Annotated in this window: 10 protein-coding genes and 1 pseudogene; 7 read left to right on the top strand and 4 right to left on the bottom strand. The window is 69.0% G+C overall.

Features of this window, described 5'->3' with window-relative positions; all coding sequences use genetic code 11:
* Positions 1-82: 82 nt before the first annotated feature.
* The 5 genes from C3942_RS08030 to C3942_RS08010 all read left to right on the top strand — a co-directional run bounded on the left by C3942_RS08030 (position 83) and on the right by C3942_RS08010 (position 4578).
* Positions 83-1090 carry an aminoglycoside phosphotransferase family protein gene (locus C3942_RS08030; protein ID WP_243393543.1) on the top strand — a complete coding sequence of 336 codons (1008 nt, stop codon included), beginning with the start codon at positions 83-85 and terminating at the stop codon, positions 1088-1090.
* The gene (murU, locus tag C3942_RS08025) at positions 1087-1758 is read left to right on the top strand and encodes an N-acetylmuramate alpha-1-phosphate uridylyltransferase MurU (protein WP_279331025.1); all 672 of its coding nucleotides are present in this window, start codon (positions 1087-1089) and stop codon (positions 1756-1758) included. Before C3942_RS08030 ends, murU begins: the two co-directional genes overlap by 4 nt.
* Before the next feature lie 135 nt (positions 1759-1893).
* Positions 1894-2280: an OsmC family protein gene (locus C3942_RS08020; protein WP_104229852.1), complete on the top strand. Its 387-nt coding sequence runs from the start codon at positions 1894-1896 to the stop codon at positions 2278-2280.
* A gap of 47 nt (positions 2281-2327) precedes the next feature.
* Positions 2328-3671, top strand: a complete 1344-nt coding sequence (gene pmbA, locus C3942_RS08015) for a metalloprotease PmbA (protein ID WP_104229851.1) — start codon at positions 2328-2330, stop codon at positions 3669-3671.
* Between the two features lie 91 nt (positions 3672-3762).
* Positions 3763-4578 (top strand): PhzF family phenazine biosynthesis protein, encoded by an 816-nt coding sequence (locus C3942_RS08010; protein WP_104229850.1) that lies wholly within the window; start codon positions 3763-3765, stop codon positions 4576-4578.
* 422 nt (positions 4579-5000) lie between these two features.
* Here C3942_RS08010 and purH read toward each other — a convergent pair whose 3' ends face one another.
* The 4 genes and pseudogenes from purH to xseA all read right to left on the bottom strand — a co-directional run bounded on the left by purH (position 5001) and on the right by xseA (position 9673).
* A complete protein-coding gene (gene purH / locus C3942_RS08005) occupies positions 5001-6563 on the bottom strand; it encodes a bifunctional phosphoribosylaminoimidazolecarboxamide formyltransferase/IMP cyclohydrolase (protein WP_104229849.1) in 1563 nt (520 codons plus the stop codon).
* Positions 6564-6601: 38 nt separating this feature from the next.
* On the bottom strand, positions 6602-6865 hold the full coding sequence (locus C3942_RS08000) for a helix-turn-helix domain-containing protein (RefSeq protein ID WP_104229848.1): 264 nt from the start codon (positions 6863-6865) through the stop codon (positions 6602-6604).
* A gap of 574 nt (positions 6866-7439) precedes the next feature.
* Positions 7440-8303: pseudogene (prmA, locus tag C3942_RS07995) on the bottom strand (50S ribosomal protein L11 methyltransferase); the annotation flags it as partial.
* Positions 8304-8308: 5 nt separating this feature from the next.
* Entirely contained in the window at positions 8309-9673 is a 1365-nt protein-coding gene (xseA, locus tag C3942_RS07990) for an exodeoxyribonuclease VII large subunit (protein WP_104229846.1), read from the bottom strand.
* A 66-nt stretch (positions 9674-9739) separates the two neighbouring features.
* Between xseA and guaB the strand changes: the two genes are divergently transcribed.
* Positions 9740-11203 carry an IMP dehydrogenase gene (gene guaB, locus C3942_RS07985; RefSeq protein WP_104229845.1) on the top strand — a complete coding sequence of 488 codons (1464 nt, stop codon included), beginning with the start codon at positions 9740-9742 and terminating at the stop codon, positions 11201-11203.
* A gap of 44 nt (positions 11204-11247) precedes the next feature.
* Positions 11248-12819 carry a glutamine-hydrolyzing GMP synthase gene (gene guaA / locus C3942_RS07980; protein WP_104229947.1) on the top strand — a complete coding sequence of 524 codons (1572 nt, stop codon included), beginning with the start codon at positions 11248-11250 and terminating at the stop codon, positions 12817-12819.
* The last annotated feature ends 51 nt before the right edge of the window (positions 12820-12870 follow it).

The raw sequence follows: 12870 nt of genomic DNA, 5'->3' as shown, positions 1-12870 counted from the left end.
CGTTGGCCCCGAAGTATGGTTTTTGAGGGCGGGCCGTGTCCATCGCGGGGGGGCCCTTCGTGTAAGCTGGCGCGATCTTTCCGTGACCTCATCCGTGAACAGCCTCACCACCGATCTCGATCCGCGCGCCGCCCGCGCCCGCGAGTGGGCCCTGCGCGAGCTGGGCCTCGCCGACGCCGCCTTTGCCCCGGCCTCCGCCGACGCCAGCTTCCGCCGCTATTTCCGCCTGGAGCACCAGGGTCGCAGCTGGGTCCTGATGGACGCCCCGCCCGAGCGCGAGGACTGCCGGCCCTTCATCCATGTCGCCGGCCTGCTGCTGGGCGCCGGCCTGCATGGGCCGCAGATCCTGGCGCAGAACCTGGGGGAGGGCTTCCTGCTGCTCGGGGACCTCGGCCGCCAGACCTACCTGCACGTGATCAACGCGGACAACGCCGACGCCCTGTTCGCCGACGCCATCGCCGCCCTGGTGCGCTGGCAGCTGTCCACCCGGCCGGGCGAACTGCAGCCCTACGACGAGGCGCTGCTGCGCCGTGAACTGGCACTGTTCCCGGACTGGTACGTGGCGCGCCACCTGCAGCGCAGCCTGAGCCCGGCCCAGGCCGCCACCCTGGAGCGCATCGACAGCCTGCTGGTGCAGGCGGCGCTGGCGCAGCCGCGGGTCTACGTGCACCGCGACTACATGCCGCGCAACCTGATGATCTCCACGCCCAACCCCGGCATCCTGGACTTCCAGGACGCGGTGGAAGGCCCGATCAGCTACGACGTGGTGTCGCTGTTCAAGGACGCCTTCCTGTCCTGGCCGGCCGAGCGCGTGCAGGGCTGGGCCCGCCAGTACTGGAGCGCCGGCCGCGCCGCCGGCCTGCCGCTGCCCGCTGACTTCGAGGCCTTCTTCCGCGACTTCGAGTGGATGGGCCTGCAGCGCCACCTGAAGGTGATCGGCATCTTCGCGCGCATCAACTACCGCGACGGCAAGCCCCACTACCTGGCCGACGTGCCGCGCTTCATCCGCTACGTGCGCGAGACCGCCGGACGCTATGCCGAGCTGCAGCCGCTGCTGGGCCTGTTCGACGAACTCGGCATGCGCGCGTGACCAAGGCCTTCATCCTGGCCGCCGGCCGCGGCGAGCGCATGCGCCCGCTGACCGACCACACGCCCAAGCCGCTGCTGGAAGTGCGCGGCAAGCCGCTGGCCGCGCATCACCTGGATGCCCTGGCCGCCGCCGGCGTGCGCGAGGTGGTGATCAACCTCGGCTGGCTCGGCGCGAAGATCCGGGAGCATTTCGGAGACGGCAGTGCCCATGGCCTGCACATCGACTGGTCCGACGAGGGCTGGCCGGCGCTGGAGACCGGCGGCGGCATCCTCAAGGCCCTGCCGCTGCTGGGCGAGGCCCCGTTCCTGTTGCTGAACGGCGACGTTTTCACCGACTTCCCGCTGTCGCGCCTGCTGGCGCGGGCGCAGGCCCTGCCGGCGGGCGACCTGGCCCATCTGGTGCTGGTGCCCAACCCGGCGCACAACCCGCGCGGCGACTTTGCGCTGGCGCACGGGCGCGTGCCCGAGCCGGCGGCACCGCAGTACACCTTCAGCGGCCTGTCCGTGCTGCGGCCGGAGTTGTTCGCCGGCAGCCAGCCCGGCGCCTTCGGCCTGGCCTCGCTGCTGCGCGAGGCGGCCCGGCACGGCAGGGTTTCCGCGGAACTGCATGAAGGGCTATGGTCCGATGTCGGCACGCCGGAGCGTCTGGCGGCCCTAAGGAAGCTCTGAAAAAGTTACCGTTCGCCCTGAGCCTGTCGAAGGGTGTACGGTAACCAATGGACCGGCCTCGGAGAAAGCCCGCCCATGCTTCGACAGGCTCAGCACGAACGGACTTTTTCAGAGGTTCCCTACAGGAGCGCAAGCATGATCAAGGTATCCAAGGCGGCGGACGGCAAGCTCAAGCAGCAGATCGTCTGCGGACCCAACACCTTCTACTCGGACGAGCCGGAGTCCGTCGGCGGCGACAACCAGGGCCCGGCACCGCATGACCTGCTGGACGCCGCCCTGGGCAGCTGCACCGCGCTGACCCTGACCCTGGTCGCGCGCCGCAAGGGCTTCGCCCTCACCGACGTGCGCGTCGAGGTGGACCACGAGAAGGCGGCCGACGGCAGCCACCTGATGCACCGCCGCATCGAACTGGTCGGCGAACTGACCGGCGAGCAGCGCGAGTATCTCCTCGGCATCGCCAACAAGTGCCCGGTGCACAAGACCCTCAGCGGCAAGATCGACATCGATACCGCGCTGATCTGAACCGGACTCCGCGAGGAGTCCAGCAAAGAGAATTCCAGAAGATCCCCATGACTGCCCAGCCTCCCGCCACGCTGCCGTCTCCTTCCGAACTCGCCGACCGTGTGCAGCAGGTGCTGGAGCGCGCCCGCGCCTTCGGCGCCACCGCCGCCGAGGCCAGTCTCTCGGCCAGCCGCGGCTTCTCGCTGTCGGTGCGCAAGAGCGAGATCGAGAGCCTGGAGTTCCAGCAGGACCGCGACCTGGGCGTGACGGTCTATTTCGGCCAGCGCAAGGGCAATGCCAGCACCGGTGACTTCTCCGACCGGGGCATCGCCGAGGCCGTGCGCGCCGCCTGCGACATCGCCCAGGCCACCGGCGAGGATCCCTGCAACGGCCTGGCCGATCCGGAGCGCATGGCGCGCGAGTTTCCGGAACTGGACCTGGACCACCCCTGGGACCTGTCGCCGGAGCAGGCCATCGAGCTGGCGAAGTCCTGCGAGGCCGCCGCCTTCGCCGCCGATGCGCGCATCAGCCAGAGCGAAGGCGCCAGCGTCGCCAGCCACCGCGGCGTGTCGGTCTATGCCAACAGCCACGGCTTCATCGGCCATCGCCACGGCTCCCAGCACAGCATCAGCTGCGCCGTGGTCGCGGGCGAGGGCGAGGAGATGCAGCGCGACTACTGGTACTCCGGTGCGCGCCGCCCGTCCGACCTGCTGCCGGCCGAGGCCATCGGCCGCCGCGCCGGCGAGCGCGCCGCGGCGCGCGTGGGCTCGCGCAAGCTCACCACCCGCCAGGCCCCGGTGCTGTTCCCGCCGGAACTGGCACGCGGTCTCTGGGGCCACTTCGTCGGCGCCATCTCGGGCGGCTCCCTGTACCGCAAGGCCAGCTTCCTGCTCGACAAGCTCGGCCAGCCGGTGTTTTCGCCGCTGGTGCGTCTGGAGCAGCAGCCGCACCTGCCGCGCGGTTCCGCCAGCGCCGCCTGGGACAGCGAGGGCGTGGCCACGGAACCGCGCGTGCTGGTGGACGACGGCGTGCTGCAGGGCTGGCTGCTGGGCAGCTACTCCGCGCGCAAGCTGGGACTGCAGAGCACCGGCAACGCCGGCGGCGTCTACAACCTCGTCGTGCGTCCGGGCGACAAGGACTTCCGGGCCCTGGTGCGCGAGATGCACGAGGGCCTGATCGTCACCGAACTTCTGGGCCACGGCGTCAACGGCGTGACCGGCGACTACTCGCGCGGTGCCGCCGGCTTCTGGGTGGAAAACGGCGAGATCGCCTACCCGGTGCAGGAACTGACCATCGCCGGCAACCTGCTGGAGATGTACCGCGACATCGCCGCCCTGGGCAGCGACGTGGACCTGCTGGCGGGGACCCGCAGCGGCTCGGTGCTGCTGAAGAAGATGACCATCGCCGCCTGAGGCACAGCGGCGGCGCCTTTGCGCGCCCCCTGTGCCTGCCGCCGTTCCGGGTCTGCCCGTATCCTTGGCCTGATCCTCACCCGGACCTGCCATGGCCAGCGCCATCCCGCTGTACCAGCTCGATGTCTTCGCCCCGCGCCTCTTCGCCGGCAACCCCGCCGCGGTCTGTCCGCTGCCGGCCTGGCTGCCGGATGCCGTCATGCAGCAGATCGCCGCCGAGAACAACCTGGCCGAGACGGCCTTCTTCGCGCCCGACCAGACCGGCGAAGCCGATTTCCTGCTGCGCTGGTTCACGCCCACGGTGGAGGTGGACCTCTGCGGCCATGCCACGCTGGCCAGCGGCCACGTGCTGCTCGAACTGCTGGGCTGGCAGGCGCCGCGCGTGCGCTTCCGCACGCGGCAGGCCGGCGTCCTGCAGGTGGAGCGGGGCGAGGGCGGCCTGTGGCTGGACCTGCCGGCGCGGCCGGCCATGCCCCTGGCCGGGATCCCCGCGGGGCTGCCGGAGGCGCTGGGCGCGCAGCCGGTGCGGGTGCTGGAGCACAGCGGCATCTGGCTGGTGGTCTACGACTCCGCCCGCACCATCGAGGGCCTGCCGGTGGATTTCGCCGCGCTGCGGCGCCTGCCGGCGCGGGCGGTCTGCGTCACCGCTCCCGGGCGGCGCAACAGCGAGGACTTCGTCTCGCGCTTCTTCGCGCCCAGCATGGGCATCGACGAGGACCCGGCGACGGGGTCGGCGCATTGCCTGCTGATGCCGTACTGGGCGCAGCGCATCGGTCGGACGCAGCTGGCGGCGGCGCAGTTGTCGAAGCGCGGGGCGGTGTTGAGTTGCCGGTTGGAAGGCGACCGCGTGTGGATGACGGGGCCGGTGCTGCCTTACATGAGTGGGACGATCACGCTGCCCGACTGATTCATATTCCTCTCTGGATCACCAACCGAACCGCCCATGCCGAGTGCCGCGTAGCGGCGTATCGAGGCATGCACTGCAGCTTGCCGGTGGTGCCGGCGACGACGCCGGTCAGGTTCTGCGGATCTCTGTTGGTTTATTTCGCCCAGGGGCGACTTGGTTCTCTTTGCTTGTCCAAAGAGAAGTAAGCAAGAGAAAGGACCCCCAAGTCCGAGCGGCCCCGCGCTGGCAGGGCAACCTGCGTGGTGGCCGGGCGCTGCCGGGTCGGGCCCACAGGCCATCCATGGCCTGTGGGCCCTCGGCCGGACATCCTGTCCGGCTCGACCCTCCAGGCGAAGCGAAGGGCATCCCGCCTTCCGGGATGCCTAGAAGAAAAGCCCCGCGTCCATTCCCGGACGCGGGGCTTTTCGTTGTCGCTTCTTCGCTTAGTGCCGGAAGTGACGCACCCCGGTGAACACCATCGCCATCCCATGTTCATCCGCGGCGGCGATCACCTCGTTGTCGCGCATCGAACCGCCCGGCTGGATCACCGCGGTGATGCCGGCGGCTGCGGCGGCGTCGATGCCGTCTCGGAACGGGAAGAAGGCGTCGGAGGCCATCACCGAGCCCTTCACTTCCAGCTTCTCGTCGGCGGCCTTGATGCCGGCGATCTTGGCGGAGTAGACGCGGCTCATCTGGCCGGCACCCACGCCGATGGTCTGGTGGTTCTTGGTGTAGACGATGGCGTTGGACTTCACGAACTTGGCCACGCGCCAGGCGAACAGCAGGTCGGCCAGCTCGGCCTCGGTCGGCGCGCGCTTGCTGACGACCTTGAGCTGCTCGCGGCTCATGGTGGCGTCGTCGCGGTCCTGCACCAGCAGGCCGCCGGCCACGCGCTTGTAGTCCAGCGCCGGGGCGCGGCGGGCGGGCCACTGGCCGCATTCCATCAGGCGCACGTTCTGCTTGGCGGCGACCGCGGCCTTGGCCTCGGCGGTGGCGGTGGGAGCGATGATCACCTCCACGAACTGGCGATCGACGATGGCCTTGGCGGTGGCGCCATCCAGTTCGCGGTTGAAGGCGATGATGCCGCCGAATGCCGAGGTGGGATCGGTCTGGTAGGCCAGGTTGTAGGCATCCAGGATCGACGCTGCCACGGCTACGCCGCAGGGGTTGGCGTGCTTGACGATGACGCAGGCCGGCTCGTCGAAGCTCTTGACGCATTCCAGCGCGGCATCGGCGTCGGCGATGTTGTTGTAGGACAGTTCCTTGCCCTGCACTTGCTTCGCCGCGGCGATGGTGCCGGCCTCGGGATTCTTCTCGGCGTAGAAGGCGGCGCGCTGGTGGGGGTTCTCGCCGTAGCGCATGTCCTGCAGCTTGCCGAACTGCAGGCCCATCACGGCCGGGAACACGGCGCGGTTGCCCTCGCTGTCGAGGCTGGAGAGGTAGGCGGCGACCATGCCGTCATAGCGGGCGGTGTGGCTGTAGACCTTCACGGCCAGGCGCTCGCGGGTTGCACGGGTCACGCCGCCGGCATCCATTTCGGCCAGCACCGGAGCGTAGTCCGCCGGGTCCACCAGCACGCTGACCCAGGCGTGGTTCTTGGCGGCGGCGCGCAGCATCGCCGGGCCGCCGATGTCGATGTTCTCGATGGCGTCCTCGCGCGAGCAGTCGGGCTTGGCCACGGTCTGCTCGAAGGGGTAGAGGTTGACCACCAGCAGGTCGATGGCGGCGATGCCGTGCTGCGCCATGACCTCGCCGTCGATGTCGCGGCGCCCCAGCAGGCCGCCGTGGATCTTCGGGTGCAGGGTCTTCACGCGGCCGTCCATGATCTCGGGGAAGCCGGTGTGCGCCGAGACCTCCACGGCCGGCAGGCCGGAGTCCTTCAGCAGCTTGTAGGTGCCGCCGGTGGAGAGCAGTTCGACGCCGCGGCCGTGCAGTTCGCGGGCCAGTTCGACGATGCCGGTCTTGTCGGAAACGGACAGGAGCGCGCGCTTCACCGGGGTCTTCATCATGGATTTCCTGGGTTGCTGTAAAGAAAAACCGCGCCCTAGGGCGCGGTTGGTTTGATCTTGTACTGCTTGAGCTTCTTTCGCAGCGTGGCGCGGTTCAGGCCGAGCATCTCGGCGGCCTTGGACTGGTTGCCGTCGCAGTACTTCAGCGTGGCGCGCAGCAGCGGCGGTTCGACCTGGTCGAGGATGGTGTCGTACAGGTTCTTCGGGGCATGTCCGTTGAGCGCACGGAAATAGTCATCCAGACACTCGGCAACCGAATGGTTCAGCGGCTTGATGTCTGAAATCTTGTATGCGGACATGGAGTCTTCCTTGACGCACCGTGCGCGTGGCGAGCCAGAAAAAAGCGGGCGGCAATAATACTCCCAGTCGCCCCGGGAAAGAAGCTCGGATTCCGGTGAAGTTTGTGACGTGTCAGCTTGACAAGCGGCGCTGCAGCATGCCGTCGATGAAGCGCTGCCAGGTTTCGTCGGGCGTCCACACCGCATGCAGATCCTGCGAAGCCGCTTCCACACTCTCGCCCAAGTTCAGGACGCGATGGAGAAACATGAACGCGGACACGCGCATGTTGAGGGCGCAGTGGATGAACAGCTTCTGGTCCTGCAACTTGTCCAGCAGCGCAGTGAAGCCTTCGAAGTCGGCCGGCGTCGGCTGCGTCCAGGCCACCGGCAGATGGTGGTAGGGCAGGCCCTGCTGCGCGCAGAGCTGCGCTTCGTCGCGCAGCCAGTTCGACGAGGCTTCGGTGGCCAGGTTGATCACCGCGGCATAGCCCGCGCGGGCCAGCACCGGGAAGTGTGCCGGCTGCGGCTGGCCGGCGGTGGCGATGCGCTCGCCGTAGCGGCGGAAGCTGATCAGGGCCGGCATGCGGCAGACGGCGCTGATGCGCGTCCAGCCTTCCTTGCTGACGTCGTCGTGGAAGTCGAACCAGGATTCGTAGGCGCCGTGGATCTCCTCGGCATGGCGGTCCAGCAGGCCGGCCAGCACCAGGTCGCCGCCGGGGCGGATCGAGGAGGCCAGCAGCGGGGCCAGCTGCATCAGCGGATTGGCCAGGATGTTGGCCAGCACGATGTCGGCGGGGAAGGGTGCGAAGGCATCGGGCAGCATCGTCTTCACGCGGTCGGCCACGCCGTTCTGCTCGGCGTTGTCGCGGGTGGCCAGCAGGGCCTGCGGGTCGATGTCCACGCAGATCGCCTTCTCGGCACCGAGCAGCAGCGCGGCGATGGCCAGGATGCCCGAGCCGCAGCCGAAGTCGAGCACGGTCTTGCCCCGCAGGTCCTGGCCGGCGAGCCATTCCAGGCACAGCGCCGTGGTGGGATGCGTGCCGGTGCCGAAGGCCAGCCCCGGGTCCAGCTTGAGCACGGTGGCTTCGGGGTCCGTGACCTCGCCGAGCTTCTCGTGCGGCACCACCCAGAAGCGCTCGCCGAAGCGCAGCGGCGGGCAGTCCTTGAGCCAGACGCGCACCCAGTCCTGGTCCTCGATCAGTTCGGTCTTGAATGTTGCTTCATTGCCGTCGGGCAGCAGCTCGCGCAGCGCCGCGACCACCGGGTCCAGGTCCGTATCCTCGGGGAACAGGCCCAGGGTCACGGTGTTGCGCCACAGCGGCGTTTCGCCCGGGGCTGGTTCCAGCACCGGATCGTCCTCGGCGTCGACCATGCTGACCGCGCTGGCGCCGTTGGCCAGCAGGATTTCGTCGGCGAATTCGGGGTGCGCGCTCGAGACGCGCAGTTGCAGCCAGGCCATGGTGGTTACTTCTCTGGTTTGATCTGGGTGACGGTGGCATCGACCGCGCCGCGGCCGAGCAGGATCTGCAGCGCATCGCCGGGAGCGGCCTGCGCGGCTTCGGTCAGGGCCCGGCCCTGCGCATCGAGTGCGATGGCATAGCCGCGCTCCAGCACGGCACGCGGGTTGAGGCTGGCCAGCAGCGAATCGCTGCGCCCCAGGCGCGCCTGCGCCTGCTGCAGCGAAAGACCGAGGCGGCCGCGCAGCAGGTCGCGGGCATGGTCCAGCTTGCGCCGCTGCTGGGCGATGGCCAGCAGCGGCGTGGCCGTGCCCAGGCGGGCATGGAGATGCTGCCGGCGCTGGCCGCCGCGCTCCAGGCGCTGCTGCACCGCCGCCTGCAGGCGGGTTCCCAGTTCATCCAGGCGCTGCGCGGCGTCGCGCAGGCGGCGGCCGGGATGCAGCAGTTCCAGACGGCGGACCTGCCGCTCCAGGCGCTCGCCGTCCTGGCGCAGGGCGCGCTGCAGCGCATGCGCCAGGCTGCGCTCGCGGGCCAGCAGGCGCTCCGCCCATTCGGCGATGTCGGGGCTCGCCGCCTCGGCCGCGCCGGTGGGCGTGGGCGCGCGGTGGTCGGCGGCGAAGTCGGCGATGGTGAAATCGATCTCGTGGCCCACGCCGCTGACCACCGGCACAGGGCAGGCGCGGATGGCGCGGGCCAGCTGCTCGTCGTTGAAGGCCCAGAGGTCCTCCAGCGAGCCGCCGCCGCGGGCCAGCAGGATCACGTCGGGGTTCGTCCGGGGCAGCTCGCGCAGCGCGCGGATCATGGCCGGCGCGGCCTCCGGCCCCTGCACCGGTACCGCGGCCAGGACCACCTCGGCCAGCGGGAAGCGGCGCGACAGTGTGCTGAGGATGTCCTGCAGCGCCGCCCCCGTGCCGGAGGTGATGACGCCGATGCGGCGCGGCACCGCCGGCAGTTCGCGCTTGAGGTGTTCGTCGAACAGGCCCTCGGAGGCCAGGCGGCGCTTAAGCTCCTCGAAGGCGCGCAGCAGGGCGCCCTGGCCGGCCGGTTCCATATGCTCCACCACCAGCTGCAGCTCGCCGCGGGCCGGGTAGACCGTGACCTGGGCGCGCAGCAGCACCAGGTCGCCGTCGCGGGGCGGCGGCCGCACGTGCAGGTTGGCATTGCGGAACATGGCGCAGCGCAGCTGGGCGCGGGCGTCCTTGATCGTGAAATACCAGTGGCCCGAGGCCGGCCGGGAGAAATTGGAGATCTCGCCCTGGATCCAGACCCGCGGCAGGCTGTCCTCCAGCAGGCCGCGCAGGGTCTCGGCCAGCTCGGAGACCTGGTAGACGGTACGGCGGGCGGGGTCCTGGGGGCGGTCGGATGGCGGCATGAATAATGACCGGGCCATCGAAAGGGAGCCGGTACCTCTGTATAATATCGTTTTGGAGCCATGTTAATGACGAGAATCGAGAGCGAAGCCCTCACCTTCGACGACGTTCTGCTCTTGCCCGCGTATTCCGAAGTCCTTCCGCGGCAAGTAGATACCTCCACCCAGCTGACCCGGCGCATCCGGCTGAACATCCCGCTGCTGTCCGCAGCCATGGATACGGTGACCGAGGCCAAGCTGGCCATCGCCCTGGCCCAGGAAGGCGGCATGGGCATCGTCCACAAGAACCTGACCCCGGCCCGCCAGGCCGCCGAGGTCCGTTCGGTCAAGAAGTACGAAAGCGGCGTCATCACCGATCCGATCACCGTCCCCCCCACCATGACCGTGGGCGAGGTGCTCAAGCTGACCCGCGCCAATCGCATCTCCGGCGTGCCGGTGGTGGACGGCAAGGAACTGGTCGGCATCGTCACCAGCCGCGACCTGCGCTTCGAGACCCGCTACGACGAGCCGGTCTCCCGCATCATGACGCCCAAGCAGCGCCTGGTGACGGTCAAGGAAGGCGCCTCGCGCGAGGAAGTCATCGCCAAGCTGCACGAGCACCGCATCGAGAAGGTGCTGGTGGTCAACGGCGGCTTCCAGCTGCGCGGCATGATCACCGTCAAGGACATCCAGAAGTCCAAGGACTTCCCGATGGCCTGCAAGGACGAGAAGGGCCGCCTGCGCGTCGGTGCCGCGGTCGGCACCGGCGGCGACACCGAGGAGCGCGTCGCCGCCCTGGTGGAGGCCGGCGTGGACCTGGTGGTGGTCGACACCGCCCATGGCCATTCCAAGGGCGTGCTGGACCGCGTGTCCTGGATCAAGCACACCTACCCCGACCTGCAGGTGGTCGGCGGCAACATCGCCACCGGCGACGCCGCCCTGGCCCTGGTCAAGGCCGGCGCCGACGCGGTCAAGGTCGGCATCGGTCCCGGCTCCATCTGCACCACCCGCGTCGTCGCCGGCGTCGGCGTGCCGCAGATCGGCGCCGTGATGAGCGTGGCCGCGGCGCTGAAGGGCAGCGGCATCCCGTTCATTTCCGACGGCGGCATCCGCTACTCCGGCGACTTCGCCAAGGCCCTGGCGGCCGGCGCCTATGCCGTCATGGTCGGATCCATGCTGGCCGGCACCGAGGAAGCTCCGGGCGAGGTCGAGCTCTGGCAGGGCCGTTCCTACAAGTCCTACCGCGGCATGGGCTCCATGGGCGCCATGGCGCAGGGCTCCAAGGACCGCTACTTCCAGGACACCACGGCCGAGGTCGAGAAGCTGGTGCCGGAAGGCATCGAGGGCCGCGTCGCCTACAAGGGCCCGATGTCCGCCATCGTCCACCAGATGGTCGGCGGCCTGCGCGCCAGCATGGGCTACACCGGCTGCCAGAACATGGAAGAGATGCGCACGCGCACCAAGTTCGTGAAGATCACCTCGGCGGGCATGCGCGAATCGCATGTCCATGACGTGACGATCGTCAAGGAAGCACCGAACTACCGCGCCGAGTAAGAGAACCACGCCCCGGCCTCGCCGGGGCTTTTCACATGACGTCCATGAACATCCATAGCGACAAGATCCTGATCCTCGATTTCGGCAGCCAGTACACGCAGCTGATCGCCCGCCGCGTGCGCGAACTCGGCGTGTACTGCGAGCTGCATCCCTGGGACATGACGGACGAGGACATCCGTGCCTTCGCGCCCAAGGGCGTGATCCTGTCCGGCGGACCGGAATCGGTGATCGAGCCGAACGCCCCCGCCGCGCCGCAGGCGGTCTGGGACCTGAATGTGCCGGTGCTGGGCATCTGCTACGGCATGCAGACCATGGCCGCGCAACTGGGCGGCAAGGTCGATCCGGGCTCGGTGAAGGAATTCGGCTATGCCGAGATCCGGGCGCACAGCCAATCGCGCCTGCTCAAGGACATCGAGGACCGCGTCAACGACGAGGGCCACGGCCTGCTCGACGTGTGGATGTCGCACGGCGACCACGTTTCGCAACTGCCCGAGGGCTTCAAGCGCATCGCCTCCACCAAGGACGTGCCGATCGCCGGCATGGCCGACGAGTCGCGGAACTACTACGCCCTGCAATTCCACCCGGAGGTCACGCACACCACCCAGGGCGCGCGCATCTATTCGCGCTTCCTGCACGAAATCTGCGGCTGCGGCGACGCCTGGAAGCCGGGCCGCATCATCGAGGACGCCATCGAGACCGTGCGCAAGCAGGTCGGAACGTCCAAGGTGCTGCTGGGCCTGTCCGGCGGCGTCGACTCCTCCGTGGTCGCCGCCCTGCTGCACAAGGCCATCGGCGAGCAGCTGACCTGTGTCTTCGTGGACCACGGCCTGCTGCGCCACCAGGAAGGCGACCAGGTCATGAAGATCTTCGCCGACCACCTCGGCGTGAAGGTCATCCGCGTGGATGCCGAGGAGCGCTTCCTGCGCGAGCTGGCCGGCGTCAGCGATCCGGAGGCCAAGCGCAAGATCATCGGCCGCCTGTTCGTCGAGGTGTTCGAGGAGGAGTCGGCCAAGCTGCAGGGCATCGACTTCCTGGCCCAGGGCACCATCTACCCGGACGTCATCGAGTCCGCCGGCGGCAAGACCAAGAAGGCCCACGTCATCAAGAGCCACCACAACGTCGGCGGCCTGCCCGAGCGCATGAAGATGAAGCTGGTGGAGCCGCTGCGCGAGCTGTTCAAGGACGAGGTGCGCGCCATCGGCGTGGAGCTCGGCCTGCCGCGCGAGATGGTCTACCGCCATCCCTTCCCGGGCCCCGGCCTGGGCGTGCGCATCCTCGGAGAGGTCACCAAGGCCGCCGCCGATACCCTGCGCCTGGCCGACCACATCTTCATCGAGGAACTGCGCCGGAGCGGCTGGTACGACAAGACCTCCCAGGCCTTCGCCGTATTCCTGCCGGTGAAGAGCGTGGGCGTCACCGGCGACGGCCGCCGCTACGAGCCCGTCATCGCCCTGCGCGCCGTGCAGACCATCGACTTCATGACGGCCCACTGGGCGCATCTGCCCTACGAACTGCTGGACGTCTGCTCGCGCCGCATCGTCAACGAGATTCCCGGTGTATCCCGAGTGGTCTACGACATCTCCGGCAAGCCGCCGGCTACCATCGAATGGGAGTAGCGGAAAGAAAGAACCCCACGCGTCGCGTGGGGTTCTTTCTTTCCGGCTGCC

Source organism: Solimonas fluminis, from assembly GCF_002930645.1.
In the GTDB taxonomy this organism is placed as follows: domain Bacteria; phylum Pseudomonadota; class Gammaproteobacteria; order Nevskiales; family Nevskiaceae; genus Solimonas_A; species Solimonas_A fluminis.
Note: the sequence above shows the minus strand (reverse complement) of the source record. Positions and strands in the feature narration are given on the sequence as shown.

Excerpts from the sequence above, each read along its gene's own strand:
- C3942_RS08020 (WP_104229852.1), top strand. The coding sequence starts at position 1,894 with ATGATCAAGGTATCCAAGGCGGCGGACGGCAAGCTCAAGCAGCAGATC.
- pmbA (WP_104229851.1), top strand. The coding sequence starts at position 2,328 with ATGACTGCCCAGCCTCCCGCCACGCTGCCGTCTCCTTCCGAACTCGCC.
- C3942_RS08010 (WP_104229850.1), top strand. The coding sequence starts at position 3,763 with ATGGCCAGCGCCATCCCGCTGTACCAGCTCGATGTCTTCGCCCCGCGC.
- purH (WP_104229849.1), bottom strand. The coding sequence starts at position 6,563 with ATGAAGACCCCGGTGAAGCGCGCGCTCCTGTCCGTTTCCGACAAGACC.
- C3942_RS08000 (WP_104229848.1), bottom strand. The coding sequence starts at position 6,865 with ATGTCCGCATACAAGATTTCAGACATCAAGCCGCTGAACCATTCGGTT.
- xseA (WP_104229846.1), bottom strand. The coding sequence starts at position 9,673 with ATGCCGCCATCCGACCGCCCCCAGGACCCCGCCCGCCGTACCGTCTAC.
- guaB (WP_104229845.1), top strand. The coding sequence starts at position 9,740 with ATGACGAGAATCGAGAGCGAAGCCCTCACCTTCGACGACGTTCTGCTC.
- guaA (WP_104229947.1), top strand. The coding sequence starts at position 11,248 with ATGAACATCCATAGCGACAAGATCCTGATCCTCGATTTCGGCAGCCAG.